The 24009-nt window shown below is 63.8% G+C and carries 13 protein-coding genes and 1 pseudogene; 3 read left to right on the top strand and 11 right to left on the bottom strand.

Features of this window, described 5'->3' with window-relative positions; translation table 11 throughout:
- Nucleotides 1-109: 109 nt before the first annotated feature.
- The 8 genes and pseudogenes from JNE37_RS21745 to JNE37_RS21775 form a co-directional block, all read right to left on the bottom strand.
- Entirely contained in the window at nt 110-6670 is a 6561-nt protein-coding gene (locus tag JNE37_RS21745; protein WP_246513713.1) for an Ig-like domain-containing protein, read from the bottom strand.
- Nucleotides 6643-6990 carry a hypothetical protein gene (locus JNE37_RS21750; protein WP_203064808.1) on the bottom strand — a complete coding sequence of 116 codons (348 nt, stop codon included), beginning with the start codon at nt 6988-6990 and terminating at the stop codon, nt 6643-6645. Before JNE37_RS21750 ends, JNE37_RS21745 begins: the two co-directional genes overlap by 28 nt.
- Nucleotides 6969-8486: a DUF5801 repeats-in-toxin domain-containing protein gene (locus JNE37_RS22720; protein WP_246513415.1), complete on the bottom strand. Its 1518-nt coding sequence runs from the start codon at nt 8484-8486 to the stop codon at nt 6969-6971. The genes JNE37_RS21750 and JNE37_RS22720 overlap by 22 nt, the downstream gene beginning before the upstream one ends.
- A gap of 108 nt (nt 8487-8594) precedes the next feature.
- Nucleotides 8595-10234 (bottom strand): annotated as a pseudogene (locus tag JNE37_RS22725) (T1SS-143 repeat domain-containing protein); the annotation flags it as partial.
- Nucleotides 10235-10260: 26 nt separating this feature from the next.
- Nucleotides 10261-10494, bottom strand: coding sequence for a hypothetical protein (locus tag JNE37_RS21760; protein ID WP_203064810.1), 234 nt, complete (start codon nt 10492-10494; stop codon nt 10261-10263).
- Nucleotides 10491-12794, bottom strand: coding sequence for a hypothetical protein (locus JNE37_RS21765; RefSeq protein WP_203064811.1), 2304 nt, complete (start codon nt 12792-12794; stop codon nt 10491-10493). The genes JNE37_RS21760 and JNE37_RS21765 overlap by 4 nt, the downstream gene beginning before the upstream one ends.
- A 251-nt stretch (nt 12795-13045) precedes the next feature.
- Complete coding sequence (locus JNE37_RS21770) at nt 13046-14686, bottom strand: ABC transporter permease (protein WP_203064812.1); 1641 nt, start codon at nt 14684-14686, stop codon at nt 13046-13048.
- 2 nt (nt 14687-14688) lie between these two features.
- Complete coding sequence (locus tag JNE37_RS21775) at nt 14689-15756, bottom strand: ABC transporter ATP-binding protein (RefSeq protein ID WP_203064813.1); 1068 nt, start codon at nt 15754-15756, stop codon at nt 14689-14691.
- Between the two features lie 162 nt (nt 15757-15918).
- Between JNE37_RS21775 and JNE37_RS21780 the strand changes: the two genes are divergently transcribed.
- The 3 genes from JNE37_RS21780 to JNE37_RS21790 all read left to right on the top strand — a co-directional run bounded on the left by JNE37_RS21780 (nt 15919) and on the right by JNE37_RS21790 (nt 18795).
- Nucleotides 15919-16878, top strand: coding sequence for an extracellular solute-binding protein (locus tag JNE37_RS21780; protein WP_052015320.1), 960 nt, complete (start codon nt 15919-15921; stop codon nt 16876-16878).
- Between the two features lie 85 nt (nt 16879-16963).
- Nucleotides 16964-17983 (top strand): hypothetical protein, encoded by a 1020-nt coding sequence (locus JNE37_RS21785; protein WP_203064814.1) that lies wholly within the window; start codon nt 16964-16966, stop codon nt 17981-17983.
- Complete coding sequence (locus JNE37_RS21790) at nt 17980-18795, top strand: DeoR/GlpR family DNA-binding transcription regulator (protein ID WP_203064815.1); 816 nt, start codon at nt 17980-17982, stop codon at nt 18793-18795. Before JNE37_RS21785 ends, JNE37_RS21790 begins: the two co-directional genes overlap by 4 nt.
- 491 nt (nt 18796-19286) lie before the next feature.
- On the opposite strand, the gene JNE37_RS21795 is transcribed toward JNE37_RS21790, so the two are convergent.
- The 3 genes from JNE37_RS21795 to JNE37_RS21805 are packed head-to-tail and all read right to left on the bottom strand — an operon-like array spanning nt 19287 to nt 23952.
- The gene (locus JNE37_RS21795; RefSeq protein WP_203064816.1) at nt 19287-20381 is read right to left on the bottom strand and encodes a DUF4340 domain-containing protein; all 1095 of its coding nucleotides are present in this window, start codon (nt 20379-20381) and stop codon (nt 19287-19289) included.
- 2 nt (nt 20382-20383) lie between these two features.
- Nucleotides 20384-22996 (bottom strand): Gldg family protein, encoded by a 2613-nt coding sequence (locus JNE37_RS21800; RefSeq protein WP_203064817.1) that lies wholly within the window; start codon nt 22994-22996, stop codon nt 20384-20386.
- Entirely contained in the window at nt 22993-23952 is a 960-nt protein-coding gene (locus JNE37_RS21805; protein WP_203064818.1) for an ABC transporter ATP-binding protein, read from the bottom strand. Before JNE37_RS21805 ends, JNE37_RS21800 begins: the two co-directional genes overlap by 4 nt.
- Between the last annotated feature and the right edge of the window lie 57 nt (nt 23953-24009).

Consider the following 24009-nt stretch of genomic DNA (forward strand, 5'->3'; position numbering starts at 1 on the left):
TTGTTATCATGATAATGATTGCACAGGTACGAGCGGGTGTAAATTCAGCACGTGGACAAAGAAAATGGCCCGCCGAAGCGGGCCATTCCATATCACGCAAACGCCTCAATCAGACATTGTTGGCCGTGATCTGGTGCAAAGCGTGATTTTCATCCTCGAAGATGATCGTCACGGTATTCGCAGCCGGATGTGTGCCATTTCCGAGTGTCGCAACATCCACGAAATGCGAGCCGCCGGCAGTGCCGTTGGTATCCACGCTCAGTACACCCGTGGTGGCATTGTAGTTGACATAGTCATTCACGCTGCCCCCGGTCGGGACGGAGAACAGGTCGGAGAGGTCAATCTTGTCTCCTTCTGCCCCGCTATAGTCGGCAATGAGGTCGGCTGCGTCGGTAGCGGTGAGTTTGAACGTATCCGCACCAGCGCCGCCGGTCAGGGTGTCGAACCCGGCCCCGCCAATCAGGATGTCGTCGCCGTCACCACCGGTGAGGATGTCGTTGCCACCACGACCGTCGATGATGTCGTCTCCGCCACCGCCCGAGAGTCGATCAACGCCCGAGGTGCCATAGATGACGTCTACACCGGCAGTACCGTTGACGACGATGCCCGGATCGCCCGGATCATTGTAGAAGAACTCGAAGCGAGCCTCGCGAGCCTGATAATTGCCTCCGTTGTTGTCGACATAGGAGATCGTCCAGGTGTCGCCAGCGTGGAGTGGATGGGTCTCGAGGTAGGTCGCCAGCGACATCGCTCCCGGTTGCACAACGCCCGAGGAATTGACCGCAAAGATCTGATCGTAGCTGACGCTAGCCTTCATCAGACCGGTGTCACTGTCGTAGAACCAGCTCTGCTCAAAGCTGGCGCTGCTGCGATCAGCTTCGACGATGGCAAAGTGCACGCCATTGACGATGACTTCGACCTGCAGTTCCCGCTCGCGAGCCGTGCCGGCGCTTCCATCATTGTAGGTACCCGGGTTCCGCTCGTTAAACGGAATCGGCGTCGTGTTGGGCTGTTGCTGGAAGTCGGTCAGGACCGTGATGTGGGCATCATGCAGGTTTGCGTTGATACCGTTAGCGAACTCGGCCGAAATCGTCATGTCCTTGATAGTCGGGTTGCCCGAGTTCAGCGGCTTGCTGCCGTTCGTCAGGATACCCTCCATCGCCGGCAGGCGATTGGGAGCTATCTCGTGAATGGCCACAGTCTGAGTGAGGCTGCCGCCGATGCCATCCGTAACACTGAACGTCAGCGTCTTGTTGACGGTGTCGTCGATCGCCGTGGTCGGACGATAAACCAGCGAGTCCAGCAGGTTGATGCCGCTAATGCTGTCGTAGACCACCGTGTTGGCGGTAAGCAGCTGATACGAACCGCCACCTGCATCGTAGTAGACTCCCGAAGGAACCGATCCGGCGGTCATGACAATATGGGCACCATGATCGACGTCGGTCGGAAGCACCACGTTCAGTGGGTAGCCGTTCGGATATTGCGGGTTCCCCAGCGTTTGCTGCGCCGGGTCGCTCGGCAGCCAGACCGCGGAGTCGGTGACCACCGGAGCGTCGTTCGTGCCCTTGATAGTGAAGGCAACCGTGTTGCTGGCCGGGTCATTGTCGCCGTCGGTCAGCGTATAGGCGAACGTGACATTGATCGTGTCCGTCCCGCTGAGCGCCTGGACAGCCGCCTTGGTGTTGTCGAGGTCGAACGTCCAGGTCCCGTCAGCATTCTGCTTGAGCGTACCATAGTCGCTGAGGTTGACGGTCGCGCTGCCGAGCTTGGCAGTTGCGGCGCCCCAGGCCACGGCATTGGATGCCGCTTCACCGTCGGCGCCGAACGTGTTGCCGGCGGCGGTCTTCACATTGCCGCCAACACTCGACAGGCCGTCTTCGACCACACCACCACCGACGATCGGATTGGCTACCGGAGCGTCGTCAACGATCGCGATCTTGAGCGTATCGCTTGCCGTGCTTCCGTCGCTATCGGTTACCGTCGCCGTAAAGGTCTCGGAGGTCGCGTCGCCGTTCGTGCTCGCCGTCAGCGTGTAGCTGTAGTTGTACGCCCCGCCGACCAGGGTAACGGTCAGCGTGCCATGCTGGCCGACGACGGCGCCTCCACTGGTCACATCGATGAGATTGCCGTTCTTGTCGGCGATCTCGAGCTTCCCGATGCTGTCATTGCCAGTGTTGATCGCGAAGGAACCCGTCGCCGTCTCACTGTTGGAGGCGGCATCGGTACCGGCCGGCAGGCCGGCTTCCTTGACACTGTTGTCTGCCCCCAGCTCGATCGTCGGAACAGAGTCCGCCTTGAGCGTGATGGTCACGGTGGCAGTTGAGGGATCGCCGTCGCGGTCGGTAATCGTGTACTGGAACGTCACCGAGCCTTCCTCGCCCTTGCCGGGCGTGTAGGTGAACGTGCCGTTGTCATCGTAGGAAAGCTGGCCGGTGCCCGTCAGTGAGCCCCAGGTCACCTGACCTGCGTCGACGCCATCCGCGCCCGTCTTGTCGTTGCCGAGCACGTTGATGGTCACGGCGGCATTCTCTGCTACCTGTGTGGTAGCATCGTTCACCGCCAGCGGGCCGTCGTCATTGATCTTGACAACGATCTGGGCAGAACCGTCCGTCGCGTCGTTATCGCTGTCGGTTACGCGAACCGCGAACGCATCCTGCTGCTGGTCGGCATTGCCGGTCTGGCTGACGCCGTCGTGGTCCAGGGTGTTGCCGGCAAGGGTATAGGTCCAGCTACCGTTCTGGTTCACGAGCAGATCGCCATACGCACCATGCACAACGGTGTTGTTGGCCGTGATCTTGATCCAGTCGCCGTTCTTGTCCTGCACTTCGATGAAGCCAAGGGCGTCATTGCCGGTATTGATCTGGAGCGAGCCCGAAGCCGTCAGGTCTCCACCGCCGGTACCACCGGGAAGTGCGGATTCCCAAACGACGCCGTCGTCGCCCTCTGCCATCAGCACCTCGACAGTCGGCTTGGAATCCGCCTGCAGAGTGATGGTGACGGTAGCCGTAGACGTATCGCCGTCTCCGTCGGTGATCGTGTACTTGAAGGTGACCGTCCCTTCTTCGCCGAGGCCCGGCGTGTAAGTGAAGGAGCCGTTGTCGTCGTAGGACAGGCTGCCCGCCCCACTCAGAGTGCCTTCCACGACCTTGATGCCGGACGCCAGGTCAACGCCATCCGCGCCGCCCTTGTCGTTGCCGAAGACATCGACCGTAACGGACGCGTTCTCGGTCGTCTGCGAGGCGCTGTCATTGACCGCCTTCGGACCGTCGTCGTTGATCTGCACCGTGATCTGGGCGGCGCCATCGGTCGTATCGCCATCGCTGTCGGTCACCCGCACCGCGAACGCGTCCTGCACCTGATCGTCCGTGCCGGTCTTGGTCGCATCACCGTGGTCGGTGGTATTTTCGGACAGCGTGTAGGTCCACGTGCCGTTCTTGTTCACCGACAGATCGCCATAGGCTCCGTGCACGACCGTGCCATCTGCTTCGATCTTGACCCAGTTGCCGTCCTTGTCCTTCACCTCGATGAAGCTGACGGTGTCGCCACCGGTCGTGATCTGGAGAGAGCCGGAAGCCGTCAGATCGCCGCCGCCCGAACCGTCGGGAAGAGCGGACTCCGACACGATGCCGTCGTCACCCTCAGCGCGGACGACCTCGATTGTGGGCGTGGAGTCGGCCTGCAGCGTAATCGTCACGGTCGCGGTGGACTTGTCGCCGTCGCCATCCACGATCGTATACTGGAAGGTAATGGTGCCCTCTTCGCCGGCAGCGGGAGTGTAGGTGAACGAGCCGTTGTCGTCGTAGGACAGGTTACCGTGACCCGTTAGCGACCCCCAGCTTACCTGGTTGGCCGCGACGCCATCAGCGCCGCGATGATCGTTGGCGAGAACATCGATCACGACAGCTGCATTCTCGAGCGCCTGCGTTGCGCTATCGGCAACAGCTAGGGGCACGTCGTCGTTGAACTCGATGTTCAGCTTGCCCGTAGCCGTATCAGCAGCCGACGTGTCGGCGTCAGAGTCACCAACCGTGTAGTCGATCGAGACGTTGACGCTGGCTTCGGTGTTGTCGCCCGCGGTGTGCGCTACCGGCAGAAGCAGCTTGAGATCATAAGCGCCAGTCGCGGCGTCGGTGATCTTGATCTCAAAGAGATTCGAGCCCGCACGGGCGCCGCTGACGATGGTCGCGGTCAGGACGCCAGCCGCCCAATGATACTGGACCGTCTCCTGGCCGACAGTGTCGGTCTGGCCATCCATGCCGGCAAAGCTGTAGACCAGCGCGCCGTTGCCACCGCTGCCCGGCAGCGTGCCGGAGAAGGTGGACTCGTTGTTGTCCGGATCAGGCGTAACGGTGATGTCGCCGGCACCGGCATTGGCGTTGCCGCCGGCCAGACCGTCGTCATCGACCGCAGCGAAGGCTTCGCCGGCAGTCGGGGCGAAGTTGGACTCCTTGACCGAGAACACCACCAGCCCATCGCCCAGCGAAATCCCGTCGCCGTCGCCGTCACGGGCAATGATGAGGGAGCCGAAGTCGAGGTTGAGGCTGCTGGCGCCGTTGTGGTCGAGCGGCGCATGGAGCGTCAGTACGGCCTTGCCGTTGACGATCGTCAGCTCGAACACCTTGGCGTTGTCGTCCGTGAAGCCGGTCACCGTGGTGCCGTTCGAGGAGATGTGGACTTCCTTGCCTTCGGAATTGATCGAACCGAAATCGCGATCGGCGAAGGTCTGGAACGAGAAGGCGCCATTTGCGTGGGCCCCGTCGGCGCCGAAATTGACCAGAGGCATCAGGTCAACCTGGGCAGAGGTCGTTTCGGCAGGCGCCGTGACGACCTGGCTCACGCCCATATTGTCCATGATGATGCGGCCGGCAAAGTTGCTCGGCGGCACGATTTCAAGCTTCGACAACGCGATGCCGTCAAAAATCGTACCGGTCGCGTCGAACGTAGTGCCCGGCGTTGCCGCCGCATACGCGACTGCACCAACCGGCAGAACGATGCTGCCGATCAGATTGCCGCCAGCGTCATAGCCTTTCAGGGTAACGGTGGAGGCGCCGCCAACCGAGCCGAACAGGCCGATAGCGGCCGCGTCGAACGTAAAGGTATGCCCGGCGGTCGCCGTGAAGACGATCGTCTGGGAACCCATGCTAGCGTCGGGCCCCTGCAGGGCGAATTCTGAATCGTGCTGGGCAACGACGCTATTGACCGTCAGGTTCGGCCCGAGATCGGGGGCCTGGCCGTTGACGCCGGAGAAGTCGTAGACGGCTTCGACGGTCGAAGTCGTCGGCATGCCCGGTTCGTCCATCTCGGTTGCCGCCGGAGCCTGGGTGATGGCATCCGGGGTGTCGTCATCGACGTTGATCGAGATCGTGCCGGTGGCCTTGTCGCCGTCGCCATCTGTGATGGTGAAGCCGAAGTCCAGCAGCAGGTTGTCTTCGAATTCGGTCTCGACCTCCGAGGTCGCCGGGTTGTCCGTCAGCGGATGCACCAGCGGCTGAAACAGGTTGAAGGTGTAGTTGCCGTCTGCGTCGATGGTGAGCGTATAGGCGTTATGGCTGACGCCACCGACCATGATGGTGCCCGTCAGCGTACCGCCGGCGCCCGAAGCGCTCCAGGTCTGGGTCACGTCGTACGGCGTGCCGACATGGGTGGTCGGGTCGACGTAGATAGCCTTGAGGCCAGCAATGCCGCTCGCCACGATCGACTGCAGGCCGTCAGCGCCGGCATCGAACACGATCTTGCCGGAGGCGACCGTGCCCGAGCCGTCATCGCCGGGGCCACCCTGGATGCCGACGACAGTCGAAACGACGTCCTCGTCATCGAGCGTCGAGCCATAGACGGCCTTGAGGCTGACATTGTCGAGCAGCGCGCCGTTTTCGTTCTCGGCGCCCGTGCCGGCAAAGCCGAGCACGGCATTGGGGCCGGTGGCGGTAACAGTCAGCGTGATCTGATGCCAGGTGCCGCTCGCATACTCGCTCGATCCTGGCGGGATCGAGAAGACCTTGTGGCCTTCGAAATAGACATCCATGCCGCTCGAATCCGAGCCATCGCCGCGCGGCGCATACCAGAAGGTGAGCTGGTAGGTCTGGCCGGCTTCGGTGCCAGCGATCGTCTGCTGGATCGTGGCATTGGTATGGACCGGATCGGGCGTGTCGTGCGGGTTGCCGTTGCCCTCGGTGTCGCCATCGAGCTCGATGAGCGCGTTGCCGTCATTGGGCGCAAGGCCGCCAGCGCCGCCGGTCTGGACTTCGAACGGAATGCCATCGGCGCCCTTCGTCCAGCCATCGATGCTGCCATAGATCTCCCAGGCGGAACCCGTGAGCCCATGTCCGAGCTCGAAGCTGCCGTTGACGATCAGGTCCGGACCAAGCGTGGCCGCATTCGGCACAACCTGAATGACAGTCGGGCCGTCATCCTTGAAGACGATGGAGGCGCCGATATCGACCGACTTGGTGGTCGTGTCATGGTCGAAGTCGGTTGCCGTCACCTCGGCGCGCACGACCCCGTGGAGGTCGATGGCGTCATTGGCGTCGGTGCCATCAGGGTGCTTGAGCGCGAGGTACTGGGCCACGCTCACGTGGCCGGTGGCATCGATCGCAATCGCGAAAGCCGCGGGGCCGCTGCCATCCGCTAAGGTACGACCGACGATCAGGCCATCTTCAAGGAAGAGGTAGATGTGCTGGCCGGAAGTGGTGGAAAGGCCGGAGTCCGTGCCATTGCCCCGTTGATCGTCAGCGAGACCGAATAGGTGAAGCCGTCATCGGCTCCGCCCACCGAGTTGTAGGTGACAACGGGGTTGCCGCCATTGGTGGCATAACCAAGCGCGCTTGACGCGTTGGTGACGCCGCCGAAGAGGTCGGCAACGGCCTGGGCGGAGGTATCGTTCTCCTGGAGCCCGGCGGTCTCGTCGCGGACGACTGCGGCGCCGCTCGCATGGAGATCGAAGGCCGGCACGTCGTCGGTGACATTGACCGTCACCTTGCCCGCCAGGGACACCTTGTCGCCATCGCCGTCGGTGGCCTCGATGATGGCGCCGAAATCGATCGCCAGCGATCCGAGTTTTGTGCGTGATCGATCTGATCGGAGAGCTTGAAGGTGAAGTCGCCGTTCGCGCCGATTTCGAGCGTGAAGAGCGTGTGGCCAGCGGCGGTCGCCGTCAGGGTATTCCCGACGATGCTGTAGCTCACGACCTCGGCGTGCGAAGTGAGGTTAAGCCCATTCAAGGTGGCAAGCGCATCGGCGGCAAAGCCGAAGCCACCGCCGGCAGCCGGGCCATCCGCACCGAAGTCCACGAGACCTGCCAGCGAACCGGTCGCCGAAGCGGCGCCGGCACCTGCGACGGACTCACTACCCGCGGACCATTCCGTCCGGATCAGGGCTTCCTCGACCGTGATCGACACCGAGTCTTCACCAGCAACCGGGCCATCGTCCTTGAACGAAATAGCGGAACCGATATCAACCTGCTTGCTGACGGTATCGCCGTCGAAGTCGGTGATCGACACAGCGACGCGCACGAGGCCGTTGAGCGAAACCGACTCGTCGTTGTTGGTCGTATCCGGGTGCTTGAGCGAGAGATATTGCGCGATGCTCACATGGCCGGTGCCATCGATGGCGATGGCGAATGCCGCCTGCCCGCCTGCGATGCGACCGACGATGAGGTCACCTTCGACGTAGAGCGTGATCGGCTGGCCGCTGGTCGTCTCAAGACCCGAAGCCGTGCCGTTGCCGCCGACGATTTCGAGCGCGACGACCGTATGCGAGACATTGCCGTCGTCGTCGGCGCCCATGCCCGTCGCGATGGTGACGAGCGGTGCATCCGAGGCGTTCGTGGCGTAGCCGAGTGCCGTCGGGGCGTTCGCGACGCCACTGAAGAGCGCGGCGACGTCCGAGGCGGTGGTGTCATTGCCCTGCTGGCCGGCGCTTTCGTCGATCACGATAGTCGTGTCGCCGTTCCGCTCCGCCTTGAGATAGGGAATGTCGTCGGTGATGTTGACCGTCACCTTGCCATCCAGCGAGACACTGTCGCCGTCGCCGTCAGTAGCGACGATGACCGAGCCGAAATTGATGGCCAGGTTGTTCTCGTCGGCCATGCCGGGGGTGGGAGCCTGGTGGTCGAGCTGGTCATAAAGCCTGAAGGTGAAATCGCCGTTGGCGCTGATTTCCAGCGTGAAGACCAGGTGATGCGAACCGGTCGAGGAGATCGCGGTGAGCGTATTGCCCGAAACCGAGTAGATCAGGTCATCGCCGTGGGCCGTGAGCCCGAGCGCCGTCAGAGTCGCAACGGCATCGGCGCTGAAGCCGAACCCGCCATTGGCGCCAGGACCGTCGGCACCGAAATTGACTAGGCCAGCGAGCGAGCCGCGGGCAACGGCGACGCTGCCTTCGGTGTCGTCGATATGCTCGGTATCCGAGCCATCGGCATTGCCGTCGTTCGGGCTGGTGCCCGCCGAATAGGCCGAAGAGATGTCGTCTTCGTCGACCGTGATGGACACCGAACCTTCGCCGGCCACCGGGCCGTCATCCCTGAAGACGATGGAAGAACCGATATCGATCTGCTTGCTGACAGTGTCGCCATCGAAGTCCGTGATCGACACGGCGGCGCGGATGAGGCCGTTGAGCGAAACCGACTCGTTGTCGCTCCCGGTATCCGGGTGCTTGAGCGAGAGATATTGCGCAATGCTGACATGGCCGGGCTGTCGATAGCGATGGCGAAAGCCGCCTGCCCGCCCGGGATGCGGCCAACGACCAGGCCATCCTCAACGGAAAGCGTGATGGCCTTGCCGTCGGTAGTCTCGAGGCCCGAAGGCGTGCCGTTTCCGCCGACGATCTCGAGCGCAACGGTGAGCTTGGCAGCATCGTCCGCGCCCGAACCGGTCACGATGGTGACGAGCGGAGCATCGGCGGCATTGGTCGCGTAGCCGATGGCAGTGGACGCATTGGCGACGCCGTTGAAGAGCGCCACCACGTTCGCATCGGTGGTGTCGTTGCCCTGGAGCCCGGCGGTTTCATCGATGACGATGGAGGTTTCGCCGTTCTTCTCGGCCTGGAGATACGGAATGTCGTCGGTGACGTTGACCGTCACCTTGCCATCCAGCACCACGCTGTCCCCGTCGCCATCGGTGGCGACGATGACCGAGCCGAAATTGATGGCCAGGTTGTTCTCATCAGCCGTGCCGGGCGTCGGCGCCTGGTGGTCGAGCTGGTCATAGAGCCGGAACGTGAATTCGCCATTGGCGCCCAGTTCGAGCGTGAAGATCGTGTGGTTGGCAGCGGTCGCGGTGAGCACATTGCCCGATACGCTGAAGCTGAGCGCATCGCCATGCGAAGTCAGCCCCAGCGCAGCCAGGGTCGCCGCCGCATTGGCAGTGAAGCCGAACCCGCCATTGGCCCCCGGGCCATCGGCACCGAAATTGACCAGACCAGCGAGCGAGCCCCGTGCCACGGCGACATTGCCAACCGTGTCATCGAGATGCTCGGTATCCGAGCCGTCGGCATTGCCGTCGTTCGGGCTGGTGCCAGCCGAATAGGCCGACGAGATGTCGTCTTCATCGACGGTGATGGAGACCGAACCACCGGTGCCAACCGGGGAATCGTCGTCCACCGAGACGGTGAACGAGCCGTTGACCGCGTCGCCATCGGAATCGGTCGCGACGAAGTTGAACTTGAGCGAGATGTTATCTTCGGTGCCGCTCTGCGGGTGATCCAGCTTGTCGAGTAGGATGACGCGGAATGCCCCCTGCCCGTCATCGGAAAGGCTGACCTCCATGACGACCCGGTCGCCGGCCTTGCCGATAAGCACGGTGCCATCTTCGTTCGCGGTGAACACGACGGCGACGCCACCTGAGGTCAGCGTAGCGTTGAGAGTAACGGGATTGGCAGGATCGAAGGTGACGCTGCGGTCGCCCACGCCATCGGGCTTGTCCTGGACATAGCCGCCCGTGCCGGACGTGCCGTCGGCGCCGCTATCGACGCCATCGGAGCCCCAGCTGATGTGGAGCGAGCCGCCGACGACGGCGAGCCCTGCATCGTCGCCGACGCCACCCGGATTGCCGTTCTGGAGCGCATCTTCATCGAGGATGAAGGACTGGCTGAGCGAGATATTGGCGAGATAGGTGCCGTGGTGCCCTTCAGTGCCGGGGCCATCCACCGGATTGGTGCCGGAGGTACCGACTTCCTTGAAGGTCAGCTTGTCGAGCTGCGCGTTGCCAGTCGCGGTCACGACGTAGGAATAGACCTGCATCGCGTTGGAGGGATCGATCGTGGCGATCAACTGGTCGCCCCAATAGACTTCGAGCCGCGCCGTTTCCGGGAACGGAGCGCCGGCTTCGAATGGATGGCGTAGGTCGTGCCTTGGGTCAGGCCGGACACTTCCTGCGAGATCTGCATGTTGCCCGGGGAGGCAGCCATGTCGATCATCGGGGCGCCGCCGGAGGCGACCATGTTGAGATAACCGCTACCGACGCGCTCGAGTTGAGCCGTCTCGGCACCGTTCGAGGTCATCTGCCAGCCGGCGATGCCATCGTTGTCGATGCCGCCGTAATTGCCCTCGCCCCAGGATTGATGGTTGAGGAAATCCCTTCGCCACGGAAGTCGCCATTGACGAGGAAGTTCTGCCCGCCGGAGCCGGCACCGATCACCGGCACGTCATCCTGCACGCTGATGGTGAAGGAGCCCGGACGCAGCCCATTGAGGGCGTCGCCATCGGCATCCGTCACGACGATGGCCGAGGAGAAGTCGATTGCGGAAACGGAGGTCGAGCCGTCCGCCGAGGTGCGCAGCGCGTGGTTCTCGCCGTCGCCGGCGACGTGATCGAGCTGGTCCTGGAGGTCGAACGACCAGGTGCCATTGGCGTTCACGGTCAGGGTGAACACCGTGCCGGCGGCGGTCGAAGCGGTCAGCGTGTTGCCCACGACCGAATAGGTCACGGCCACGCCATGCGAATAGAGCGTCGGCAGGTTGGCGGTGTCGATGCTGACGGTGAAGGTGCCCGGGCCATCGGCGCCGACCTTGACCATGCTCGACAGCGAGCCCGAAAGCGTGCTGGAGGTTTCGTCGTCGCTGTTGGTGTCGCCCGGCTCCTTGTTGCCGACCTGGTTGTCGCCGGTGGCGGCGCCAGCCATGCCGTCTTCCTGGACGGAGGCTTCGACGCGCGGCGCCTCTTCTCCGCCGATCTGGACCGGCATGTCGTCGTCGACGGTGATCGTAAAGCTGCCGTTCACCGTGTCGCCGTCGAAATCGCGGGCGGTGAAGTCGAAGGTCAGGGAGATGTCGTTTTCGGCGCCGCCCGGAGCGTGGTCGAGGGGGGCGAAGAGCTGGAAGTTGAACTTGCCCGAACCATCGTCCGAGAGCGAGACGCGGAAGACTTCCACCTTCTCGATCTGCTCGCCTTCACCAAAGCGATAGATGAAGCCGCTCAGCACGGAGCCGTCGTTGGACAGCTCCATCGTGACGAGCTCGCCGCCGGAATAGAGAGCGCCGGGCACCTGCCCTTCGCTGCCGGTGGCGCCGCCGGCCACGTCGATGGCGGTCGAGGTGAAATAGACCGCGCGGCCATAGAGCTTGCCGTCGACGGTGTCCTGGAGGAAGGAGCCATCCTCGCCGGTGGTGTCGCCGTGGTCGCCGCGATCCGCGCCCCAGGCAATGCCAAGGTCGCCCGTTGCGGATGGCGAGTTGGTCGGATGGTCACCCTCGTTTTCGTCGCCGATACCGCCCGGCAAACCATCTTCATCAACGACGGCGCTGCGCGGGGCTTCGGTGAGGATCGGGCTGTCGTCTTCGATGTTGAGGACGAGGATCGAGCTGGCGCTGCCGCCGCGGCCGTCGCTGACGGTCACGGGGATATTGAGCGTCACCTGGTCTTCGGCGCTCGGATTGGGATGGTCGATCGGGCCCTTGAAACCGACGACGTAGTGGCCGCCGCCTTCCGAGGTGCGGCCTTCGGTGATGGTGATGCGGATGACTTCAACGCCACCGGCGCGGCCGATGAGCACGTTTTCGCCAGAGGCGTCCCAGACGATGTCGAGGCCGCCCGACTTGAGGGCACCGGCCGGGGCACTCAGGACGAACTGCAGGGCATCATTGTCCGGATCGCTGACCGGGAGCTGGCCCTGGAGCGTCGAGGAATTGGTGGTGTCGTTCGAGCCGAAATCGTCGAGGTTGCCGAAGGCCAGGCCTTCATCGGACACGCTGCCCAGCAACATGCGGGCGCCGCCGAAGCTGGGGCGGCCGTTGACCGCGCCTTCCGGCAGGTCAAAGGTCGGGATGCCGCGGAAGAGTTCGGTCGGCGGCAGCAGGTCGCCGTAGCCGATACCGGGGCCGATGCCGGCGGGGTCGACCCAGCCGAAATTGCCGTGCGAGCCCTCGGCGCCACCGGCGGGGCCGGCTGCGGCCTCTATGCCGTTTTCGGTGAAGAGCTGGGCCACGGTCTGGGCCGGGATCTCAACGGTGCCGATGAAGAGCGTCAGTCCCTGCACGGCGCCGCCGGGGATCACGACGATCGAACCGTCCGGCTGGACGAATTCGAGATCGGCTCCGTTCTGCCGCATCTGGCTGATGTCGGTTCCAGCCGGGAGACGCGCAGTTTCGCCCTCACCGATTTCCACGACGACGCGCTCGGGCGCTGCCGGCGTGTTGGCCTGGGCTACCCGAACGACTTCCGGTGTTGCAGCCTCGACTTGGGGGTTATTGTGGAACTCCTGAGTACCCGCATTGAAAGTAGCGGTGCGCAGGTCTTCGGAAGTCAGGTTCTCAGAAATGACTTCACGATTGGACGAACGGTCGAACTCGTTATTGATAGCCACGATGTCCCCCTGGGGGCTGAAAGCCGGATTAACACTCGATTAATCAGAGCTATCAGCACCCCTCGCGAGACCGCGAAAGCGCCCGTTCGGACCAGAAATATAGCGGGATATGCTTCGAAGGGACTTCTTTTATTAACCCTACCGAAAAGTTATAGCGGGATATGCTTGGGGCGTTCATAGCTCCCAAAACCGAACCCCGCCGGAGCGATCGGCTCCGGCGGGGTTCAAAAGGCGGCTATGCGGGTGGAAGGCTAGAGCAGCGCCTGCTCGTTGCGGCCCAGGAAGCGGAAGGCGATGTAGACCGCCGTGCCGCTCAGCAGCAGCAGGATGGTCGAAAGCGCTGCGGCGGTGCCGAAGTCGCCGTCGAGGATCAGCAGATAGATGCGCACCGGCATGGTCATCGTTCGCCCCACGTAAAGGACAAGCGAGGATGAGAGCTCGTTGATGGCGGTGACGAAGCTGAGCATGGCGCCGGCGATGATGCCGGGCACGATCAGGGGCACGGTCACCTTCATGAAGGCGCGGAACGGAGAATAGCCGAGCGAGATGGCCGCCTCCTCCATGTTCGGGCCGATCTGCCGGAGCGCTGAGGATGTCGTGCGCACGGTATAAGGCAGGCGCCGGATGAAGATGGAGAGGATGATGATCAGCGCCGTGCCGGTCAGCACGACCGGACCGGTGTTGAAGGCAGCGATGAAGGCGATACCGATCACGATGCCGGGCATCACGTAGGGCACCATCAGCGCACCATCGAGGATGCTCGTATTGAGCGTCGTGCGCCGTGCGACGAGGCAGCCGATCAGCGTGCCGACGATCACGATCAGCACCACCGAGGCCACCGAGAAGGTCAGCGAGTTGGTGACGACGTCGCCGAGGCCGAAGACGATGCGCTCATAGCTCTGGAGGGCGAAGCCTGGCTGGAACACCGGGCCGCTGGTCTTGCGGAAAGAATAGATGACAGCCACGATCACGGGGATCGCGCCGGCCAGGCCGATGCCGTAGACCGCGACATGGGCCAGCACATTCTTCCAGCCGCGCAGGCGGATCTTGTGCGGCTTGTTGATCATGTTGCCGTGGTAGACGTTGCGGCGCGACATGTAGCGCTGCAGCAGCACGAAGATCATCGACATCAGCACCAGGATCACGCTGATCGTGCTGGCCATCGACATGTTGCTGCCGATCTCGGCCGAATAGAGCGTGAAGGCCTCGGTCGCCAGCACGTTGAAGCCGCGCCCAAGCAGGCGCGGCGTGCCGAAGTCGGCGATGGCGTGGATCAGCGCCAGGAGGCCGCCGGCCGAGAGCGCGGGCAGTACCAGCGGGAAGGAGATCTTCATCGCGCGTTGGAACGGGGTAAGTCCCAACCCCTCCGCCGCCTCTTCGAGCGAGCGGTTGACGTTGGATAGCGCGCCCGAGACCATCAGGTAGACGTAGGGATAGAACTTGAGCGAGAAGACGATGAGGATGCCGCTCAGACCGTAAATGGTCGGGATGTTGATGCCGATGGTCTTGAGCGCCGAGCGCGCGACACCGGCCGAGCCGAACAGCACGATCCAGGAATAAGCGCCGATAAAGGGCGGCGACACCAGGGCCATGATAGCGAGCAGCGAGACGAAGCGTCCGCCCGCGATCTGGAAGCGCGAGACGCAGAAGGCCATGACCGAGCCAAGGATCAGCGCACCGGCGAGGCCGCCGAAGCCGACCAATAGAGTATTGAAGAAAGCGCGCTGTATCCGCTCGTCGCCCAGGGCCTTGGCATAGTTGGCGAAGGTGAAGTTGCCGGCGTTGTCGTAAAGACTGGAGACCAGCACCGAGCCGACCGGCACGAAGAGCAGGCCCAGCAGCAACAACCAGGTGAAGATCAGGACAAGCGTCCAGAAATTGAAACGGGGCATGGTCACACCCCGATGCGCTTGCCGTCGGCGCCGAAGCCGAGAACGGCGCTGCGGGTAACAACCACCCTCACCTCACCCTCGCGCTGCACGGCCGTACGATCAGGGTTGGCGACGTGGACGACGAGGTCCCCCAGATCGCTGTGGATCTGCAGGTGCGCCTCGCGACCGAGATAGGTGTATTTGGAAACCGTGCCCGTGATCTCGGCCTGCGGCTCGCCGGTTTCGGCACGCTCGCCGGCGACGATCAAGTTCTCCGGCCGTACCACCCAGGTAGCGCCTGGATGCGTGTTGTCCGCATTCGTCAGGTCGAGCTGGCCGAGAAGGCGCGTCAGCGCTTCGCCGGGCTTGAGCGCGTTGATCGTGCCCACAAAGCTGGCGACGAACAGGGTCTGCGGGTTGCCGTAGATTTCCTGCGGCGTTCCCAGTTGCTCGACATGGCCGTTGCTCATCACGCAGATGCGGTCGGAGATGGCGAGGGCCTCTTCCTGGTCGTGCGTCACGTAGATGGCGGCGATGCCGATCTGCTTCTGGATATCGCGGATTTCCTCGCGCAGCTCGACGCGCAGCTTGGCGTCGAGGTTGGAGAGCGGTTCGTCCATCAGCAGCAATTGCGGATTGATGACCATGGCGCGAGCGAGTCCGATACGCTGCTGCTGGCCTCCAGACATGGCAGCCGGCAGGCGTTCGGCCAGCGCGCCGAGGCGCACCGCCTCGAGAGCCTTGGGCACGCGGCGCGCGATCTCGTCCCTTGCCACCTTGCGAGCCTTGAGGCCGAAGGCGACGTTTTCGAATACGGTCAGGTGCGGGAACACGGCGTAGTCCTGGAACACCATGCCGATGTCGCGCTTGTGCGGCGGCACACTGCCGAGGTCCCTGCCCTCGATGGCGATACTGCCCGAGGTGAGCTGGTTGAACCCGGCGATGGAGCGCAGGAGCGTAGTCTTGCCGCAACCGCTGGGGCCGAGCAGCGTGAAGAATTCGCCGCGCTCGACCGAGATCGAAACGTCCTTTAGCGCCGTGAAGGTTTCGCCAAAGCGCTTCGTCGCGTTCGCGACAGACAGATAAGCCATATGTGTCCTCCCGCCCTTCCTGGTTCCCAGGGCCGGCCCACACTACCCATCAATTTTCGTATTGCAACATCCTGTGTGTCCGTCCAGTATCGTTTTGGACAGAGTTGATCTAAAACGAAAGGGAGGATTCGGATGAATATTCGTAAACGATCATTCTTGGGCATGGCAGTCGGTCTGATGGCGACGACGGCTCTCGTTGGCGGCGCTTTTGCGCAGGATGGCTCGGTGGTTATCTACACCGCGCACAAGGCGTCCATCGTCGATACGCTGCTGCCGCTCTTCGAGCAGGAGACGGGGCTGAAGGCGGAAGTGGTGAAGCTCGGTTCGTCCGACGTCTTCAAGCGCGCCCGCGCCGAGGCCGGCGCTCCGGCCGCCGACGTGATCTGGAGCGTTACCGGCAGCCAGCTTACCGAGAACAAGGATCTGCTCGAGGCTTACCAGCCGGCGGACTTCGACAAGGTGGACCAGCAGTTCGTGGTCGATCCGTCGTGGACGCCCTATACGGCCGTGGTCTACGTACTCGCCGTCAACACCGACATGCTGCCGCTCGACCAGGCGCCCAAGACCTGGGCCGAGCTCGTCGACCCCAAGTGGAAGGGCCAGATCGTTTCGGCGCGCGCCGATGGTTCGGGTTCGGCCATGCAGCAGCTCCAGACCGTGCTCACCGTTTTCGGTGACGAAGGCTGGGACAAGTATACGCAGCTCGCCTCGAACTTCGTGTTCTCCGATTCCTCGGGCGCGGTGCCGCGTTTCGTGGCTGACGGCGAGGCCTCGATGGGCCTGACGCTCGAGGACAACGCCCTCGAATACGTCCAGGGCGGCGCGCCGATGGGCATCGTCCACCTGACCGACGGCACCGCCGCGACGCCCGATGGCGTGGCGCTGGTGAAGGGCGGGCCGAATCCGGAAGGCGGCAAGAAGTTCATCGACTGGGCAATGTCCAAGTCGACGCAGGAGAAGCTGGCCATGGATATCGGCCGCCGCTCGGTGCGCACGGACGTGGCCGGCCCGGCCGGTACGCCGAACCTTTCGGACCTGCAGCTCATCAAGGTGAAGCCGCTGGCCGATTTCGGCGGCGTGGACGAAGTCCTCGCCAAGTGGCGGACTGCCATCGGCGAGTAATCTGCCGAGCTTACAAGGGGGCGCGGCTTCACTGGCCGCGCCCTTAGTTTTGAGTGCCTTACGGCGAACCGACGGGAAGACGGCAATGAAGCATCTGGAAGCTTATTCGATGGGCAAGAAGTTCGGGCATCCAGAGCTCAACGAAGACAGCTTCGTGATCATCCCCGATGCCGGCTATGCCGTGATCGACGGCGTGACCGACCGCAACGGCACCCGCTATGGCGGCATGCTCTCGGGCCAGTTCGCTTCGCGCACGGTCAAGCGCGCCACCGAACTCTTCATCCTTGCCCAATCCGACCCCAAGGCCCCGGCGCATATGCGCTATACCGGGCCGACCGATTTCGTCGCCTACCTCACCAATGTGCTGCGGCAGGCTTATGTCGATGAAGGCGCCTACGAGGCTGCCCGCGACGACTGGAAGGTGCGCGGCGGCTGCACGATCATGGCGGCGTTCCAGATCGATGGCCGGCTCGAGGTGGTGGCTGTTGGCGACAGCGGTATCCGCGTCAACGGCGACGACGTTCTCCAGGTGCTCAAGCCGCTGGACGACGTTACCGGCATCCTGCGCCGCGAGACGTGGAACCTCTTTGCCGCGGGCGGACATGAGTCGACCTATTGCGACAAGCAGGCAGCGGCCGTGACCTGGCGCGGGACGCAGAACCAGGAGCCGGGCACGCCGACGGCGGACCCTGCCCTGCTCGCCGATATCGAGCAGCGCACCCTCGCGGCGTGCAAGCAGCATCTGCCGGATGTGGGCGAGGCCGAGTTCATGGAGCTTATCCAGCACGGCATCATGCATGGCCAGGGCAACTTCCAGAACGCGGGCGAGCGGGCGCTGGGCTATGGCGGGCTCGACGGTTTTCCGGTGCTCGACAAATATGTCGACTCACGTAGCTATGACCTTGCCGAGGTCGAGACGATCGAGCTCTTCTCGGATGGCTACTTCAAGATTGCCGAAGGCTTCGGCGTTGAGGCCTGGGAGGCCGGGTTCCGGGAGGTCGAGGCGGTTGACCCGCACAAGATCGGCCCGTATCTGAGCACCAAGGGCACGACCGACGCCGCCCTGACCGACGATCGAACCTATGTGGGAATTGCCCTGAGATGACGGGTAACGCGGAGTGGCGGCAGGCAGGCAACAGGCCCGAAGGCTCGGGCTCTGGAGCGAAGAGCCGCCGCGCCGCGATCATCGATACGGTGCGCCAGCAAGGCGCCGCCTCGGTCGCCGATCTTGCCGCCCGCTTCTCGGTTACCCACCAGACCATCCGGCGCGATCTGCGCGAGCTGGAGGAAGCGGGCCTGCTGCAGAAGGGTTTTGGCGCAGCCTTCGCGGCGCCGGGCGTTGCGCAGTATGGCCATGATCAGCGGCGGGGTACGCTGGCCGGCGTCAAGCGGCAGCTGGTGCATGCGCTGGAGGAGTTCCTGGCACCGGGCGCGACTGTGTTCGTCGGGCTGGGAACGACGTTCGATGCGCTCCATGAGGTGGTGGCCAACCATCCCGGCCTCCTCATCGCCACGCCGAACCTCTCGGTCGCCAGCAGTTGCGCGCTGCAGACGGATGCCACCGTCTATATCTATGGCGGCTATGTGCGGAACAAGGATTCGTCGATCCTGACGGTGGCGGGCGACGAGGCGCGGAAGCGGTTCAAGTTCGACGTCGCGCTGATCGGGGCGAGCGCCATCGACGATGAAGGTACCGTGCTGGAGTTCGATCCGCTGGAGGTCGAGCTGCTCAAGGATGTCCTCGCCCAGTCGCGTCAGGTGGTGCTTGTCGCCCATGACGAGAAGTTCGGCCAGCGCGCACCGCATGTGGTGACTTCGTTCAAGGACATCGACGTGCTGGTCACCAACAAGGATCCGGGCCCTACCCTTCGCGATCCGGAGATGCTCAAAAGCCTGCGGGTCGTTCTCGCCACCTGACGGGGATAAGTCGGCCGGGTTGGGAGAGCTGGCCGCCTGCCGGCAGGTGGTCGCGGAGTAATTCCAAGCGACGCTGGAATGTTTCACGCGCTTTCATGCAGAATCTGCGGTTGTTTGGACTGAAGTTATCAGTGCAAGTCGTTGATTTATATTGGATTTCTACAAAACGACCACGGGCGAATCGTTAAATTTTGACTCAATTTCGGGTAATCTTTGACGATCTTTCACGGGTTTTGCGGCGGTTTGGTCGGCTTTTCGGCTATCTTTTTTCGTGTTTCACGCGATGGGAAAAAGGAGCCCCTGGCGCTGGAGGAGTATTGTAGCGCGGCGGTCGTGGCAGGGGGATAAGTGGGATCGCTCTCCCCTGGCGAGGCCAGAGAGCCAAGGAGGCGTCGGCGTGTGGGGAGCCATCCGTGGGCCCCGGCTCTTCGGCCGGGGAAGGAGAGGTGCGGTGGCGGGGGTGGTGAGGCGTGAGGTGGAGCGCGGCGCGATTACCGCGCGCCGCCCTGCATCAGGCCGGGGATCGATTGGAGGTCGATGCTCTGGCCGGGTTCGAACTGGATGGGTTCGGAATCTTTCTGCATCAGGTTGGCGACGGGGGTCGTGAAGGCGTTGACGCGGGCGCCTTCCAGCTGGAATTCCCAGCCGTTGACACGAGCCGATATCTTGTCGGCCAGGTCCTTGCCCTCCGGTTTCGTGGCCTCGGCGCTGAAGCGTACCCAGAGAGGTTGGGTAGCGTCGGCGATCTGCGCGTGAATGGTCACGCCCGGCTCGACTTCAAAATCAATCGAGCGGATCGGGCTGATGCCTTCCTTAGCGGGGCGCACCGACATGATCGAGACCGAGGCCAGGCCCTGGGTGACCCGCTTGATCGCGGCGTCGTTCACGAAGGTGCCGTTGGTCTCATATTGCGGATCGACCGTCTCGCGCACGAAACGGCCATCCTCGCCGCGCTTGGCGGAGAGCGCGGGCTTGCCCTGCTCGGTGATGGCGACACGGGCAACCTGCGAGCCCGGAATGCTGAAGAGCTCGCCGAACCAGTCGGCGAGTTTCATGGGCAGAAGCGCAGTGCCCTGGACCAGAACGGCCTCGTCGCTCGAAGGCAGGCGGACATAGGTCGCCATGCTGCCGTCAGGACGGGGAAGCTCGCTGAGGTTGCCGATGATGATGTCTTCGATCGGCTTGCCCTGGCTATCGAGCAGCGACACTGCCTTGGCAGACGAGCCGGCGGTCGCTGGATCATCGACGCCGATCTGGGCGTACCAATCCGCATCGCGGGTCTTGGCCTCGACAGCCTTGAACCCGACAACGGCCGAAACGAGCTGCTGGGCCGTGCCGTCGCGGACGGGGTAGCCCTCCTGCGAGGTGGCGACCCATTTATCGCCCTGCTTCTGGATATCGATCTCGTAGGTCGCGGTGCGTACCTTGACGCCAGCGACGTCGGCTGCCTGCGACTGCAGGTCGGGCAGCAGGCTGGCGACGCTGGCCGGCCCCTGCTGCATGCCTTCGCTCGACACCGCCCAGGCTGCGCCCAGCAGGGCGATCACGGCAACGCCAGCCCAGAGGATGATGGATTTCTGCTGCATGGCTATTCCCCCACCGGCTGGGCATTGGCGGACGATCGGCGGGCGCGCTGCCAGAGGGCTACGCCGAGCGCAGCCAGTATCAGGAGGATCGGCACGAGGCCGATGTTGAGAACCTTGAGCCAGGTATCCATCCGATCCACGTCCGAGCGCAGGGCGGCGCGGATGTCACGCAGCTCGCGCCGGACTTCCATCATGCGGGTATTGGCCGTGGTGATCTCGGCCTGCTGGCGCTCATACATCGCCTGCAGGTCCTCGCCACCGCTCTGCACCGGCGCCTGGAGTTCCAGGAGACGCTGCTGGATATCGGCGAGTTCCTTGGTGAGGTCCTGCTCCTTGGCGCGATAGGTTTCGTCGGCCGAGGCCTGCATGGCCTGGAGCCGGGTGAACGGGCGGCTGACCTGCCCGCCGCCGCGCAACGCGATGAGCGCGTCGCCACCGGCAAGCTTTTCGACCGCGTTGAGCACGAAATCGCCATTGCTCGAAACCGGCTGGCCGTTGCGGTTGACCACATGGTCATCAGCCAGCATGTCGGCATCGGCGACGACGATGAGGTTGACGTTGCCCGAGGTCAGTTGCGGGGCAGTTTCGGAACCCTTGTCGCCGCCTTCCGGGTCCGCCGGCTTGCCGTCGGGGAAAGCGGTGTGGGCCGGGCCGGTAACCTCGGCCGCCAGCACCTGGCGAACGCCCGATGGCACGAATTGGCCGAGGAGGTAATTGGGGTTGGGGCGCTGCATGACCAGGGCCTGGTCGAGCAGCATCGAGTTCGGCGTGGTCTGGATGAGCGGCACCATGGTGGTGGTCGCGCCATCCACCGGGTGCAGGGCCCCGGCCGAGGACATGCGCATGACATTGAGACGCGCGGTTACCGGATCGTCCTGATTGAACGCGTCGCCGTCGATCTTGAGCCAGGGCAGGTAATTGGCAACCACCTGCTGGCGGCCGGCAGTGCCGACGGTCTGGAGCGCCATGTCGCTATCGCCCACCACCTTGGTGGGGTCCATGGCGACGCCCCATGCGGTCATCAGCGGGGCGATGTCCGAGGACGGGTACATCGGGATCATGGCGTTCTGCTGGCTGGGCGCCGAGCGTTCCGCGAAGGGATCGACGAAAACCAATGCCGGACCGCCGCCGAGAACGAACTGATCGATGGCGTATTCGGCCTGCGGCGTGAGCGTGGCGGGATGGGCCACGATCAGTACGTCGGTATCAGGCGGAACCGAGGTCATGGTCGGAGGAAGCGGGGTGACCGCATAATCCTGCGAGAGCATTTCGACAACCGCCCAGGGCATGCGGCCGGCGTCGCGGACGCCGAGCATGGACATGCCATCCACCACGGCCACCTTTGGCTCCTTGGGATTGGCGAGCCGATGCACGAAGCGGGCAAGATCGTATTGCAGGAAGGCCTGCCGGGAGGGATCGAGGAAGGGGATGGTTTCGAGCGTGTCGACGGTGTTGGTGCCGACGAGACCGAAATAGCCCTTGTCCCCTGCCCGGTTGAGATTGAAGCCGGCGAGCTTGTAGGCCAGCGCCTGATCCTCTTCGGGCGAGAACGGCTGCACGTCGACGACGTCCACGCTGATCTTGCCGCCCGATTGCTGCTCGAACGAGCGGAGCAGCCCGGCGACCTGGGTCGCGTGCGGCTGGAGGTCGGGGACGGCGTTGATGAGGTCGCGCGAGCGGTAGAGCGTGACCTTTATGGGCTCGCGCACGTCGGCGAGGATGGCCTTGGCGCCGTCGGCGAGGGTGAAGAGCTTTTGCTCGGTGAGATCGACCTGAGCGCCTTCGAGCTTGAGCGAGGCGATGAGGTTGATCGAGAGGAAGATGACGATGGCCGAGACGACAACGACGAGGCGTCCGGCGATACCGGTATTCATGGCTGGCTTGTTCATCGATCGCGCCTCGAGAACCTGGCAATTGAGGAACAGCAGCAGGGCGATGAAGGAGACGAAGAAGAGGACGTCGCCGAATTCCAGCACGCCGCGCGTGATCGCATCGAAGTGACGCGAGAAGGAGATGCCGGAGGCGAAGTCGGTCGCGAAGCCCGCGGCCCAGGTGGGCAGCAGGGTCAGGAGCGATTCCTGGGTGAACATCAGCATGAGGATGCTGGCGGCGACGCTGAGCACGAAGGCGGTCACCACGTTGCCGGTAAGCGCCGAGATGCAGCAGGAGAGCGCGAGGTAGGCGCCGGCCATCAGCAGGCTGCCGATATAGGAGGCGAGGATGACGCCGTTATCGGGCTCGCCCAGGTAATTGACGGTGATCCAGATCGGGATGGTCATGGCCAGCGCCAGGGCGGCGAAGGCCCAGCCGGCGAGGAACTTGCCGAGCACCAGTTGCCAGACCGTGACGGGGAGCGTCAGCAGGAGTTCGAGCGTGCCGGCGCGGCGCTCCTCGGCCCAGAGGCGCATGCCGATGGCGGGCATCAGCACGGCAAGGAGCCATGGGTGGTAGGAGAAGAACGCGGTGAGGTCGGCCTGGCCGCGTCCGAAGAAATCGCTGACGAAGAAGGTGGCGGCGCCGTTGGCGGCGACGAACACACCGATGAAGACGACGGCCAGGGCGCTCGAGAAATAGGAGAAGAACTCGCGCCGGGCGACTACAAGGATACCGTTCACTGGGATACCGACATCGAAACTGGGGCAGCGGTGACGCTGCGGAAGACTTCATCGAGGCTGCCGCGCTCGGTGCGGATTTCGAGGATCTGCACGCCGGCGTCGCGAAGCGCCCCGCTCACCGTCTCGGCGACCGGCTGGCGGCGCTTCGGGCGCACGCTGATGCGCGTGATCTCGCCTTCGTCGGCGTGGGTGACCTCGACATCGGGCAGGCCCGCCAGTGCGCTGGTCGATTTGGCGGTGTCGGGGCGGTGGACGAGCACGACCACGGTGTTATGGCCTTCGGCGCGGGCGTGGAGATCGTCGGGCGTGCCCTCGAGGACGATCCGGCCCTTGTCGAGGATGAGCACGCGGTCGCAGACGGCATCGACCTCTTCGAGCAGGTGCGTCGAGATGATGATCGACTTGGTCGGGGCCAGGTTGCGGATGAGCTGGCGAACCTGGCGCTTCTGGTTGGGATCGAGGCCGTCGGTGGGCTCATCGAGGATGAGCACGTCCGGATCGTGGAGAATCGCCTGGGCCAGGCCGACGCGGCGGCGGAAGCCCTTGGAGAGCGTATCGATCCGCTGGTGCCGGACGCCTTCGAGCTGGAGATCGGCCATCACCTCGCCCATGCGGCGGGAGAGGTCGGCGCCGCTCATGCGGCGGATGGCGCCGGTGAATTTGAGGAAGGAAACGGGGGTCATTTCCCCGTAGAGCGGAGCACCTTCGGGCAGGTAGCCGAGATGCTGCTTGGCCTTGATCGGATCGTGCGCCACGTCATGGCCGCAGATGCTGACCGTGCCGGACGTCGCCGGGATATAGCCGGTGACCATTTTCATGGTGGTGGACTTCCCTGCCCCGTTGGGACCCAGGAAACCAAGAACCTCGCCGCGGGCGACGGAAAAATCCACGCCCTTGACGGCATCGACAACATCAAAGCGCTTGCGCAACGCACGCACTTCTATCGCAGACTGCATAAACCACACACCCGAGATACAAAGGGGCGGCCCGAGCTAGCCGGGCCGCCCCCAGAC

Source organism: Paradevosia shaoguanensis, from assembly GCF_016801025.1.
Taxonomy (GTDB): domain Bacteria; phylum Pseudomonadota; class Alphaproteobacteria; order Rhizobiales; family Devosiaceae; genus Paradevosia; species Paradevosia shaoguanensis.

Coding starts and splice junctions, on each gene's coding strand:
- JNE37_RS21760 (WP_203064810.1), bottom strand. CDS start 10,494: ATGACCTCGAACGGTGCCGAGACGGCTCAACTCGAGCGCGTCGGTAGC.
- JNE37_RS21770 (WP_203064812.1), bottom strand. CDS start 14,686: ATGCCCCGTTTCAATTTCTGGACGCTTGTCCTGATCTTCACCTGGTTG.
- JNE37_RS21775 (WP_203064813.1), bottom strand. CDS start 15,756: ATGGCTTATCTGTCTGTCGCGAACGCGACGAAGCGCTTTGGCGAAACC.
- JNE37_RS21780 (WP_052015320.1), top strand. CDS start 15,919: ATGGCAGTCGGTCTGATGGCGACGACGGCTCTCGTTGGCGGCGCTTTT.
- JNE37_RS21785 (WP_203064814.1), top strand. CDS start 16,964: ATGAAGCATCTGGAAGCTTATTCGATGGGCAAGAAGTTCGGGCATCCA.
- JNE37_RS21790 (WP_203064815.1), top strand. CDS start 17,980: ATGACGGGTAACGCGGAGTGGCGGCAGGCAGGCAACAGGCCCGAAGGC.
- JNE37_RS21795 (WP_203064816.1), bottom strand. CDS start 20,381: ATGCAGCAGAAATCCATCATCCTCTGGGCTGGCGTTGCCGTGATCGCC.
- JNE37_RS21805 (WP_203064818.1), bottom strand. CDS start 23,952: ATGCAGTCTGCGATAGAAGTGCGTGCGTTGCGCAAGCGCTTTGATGTT.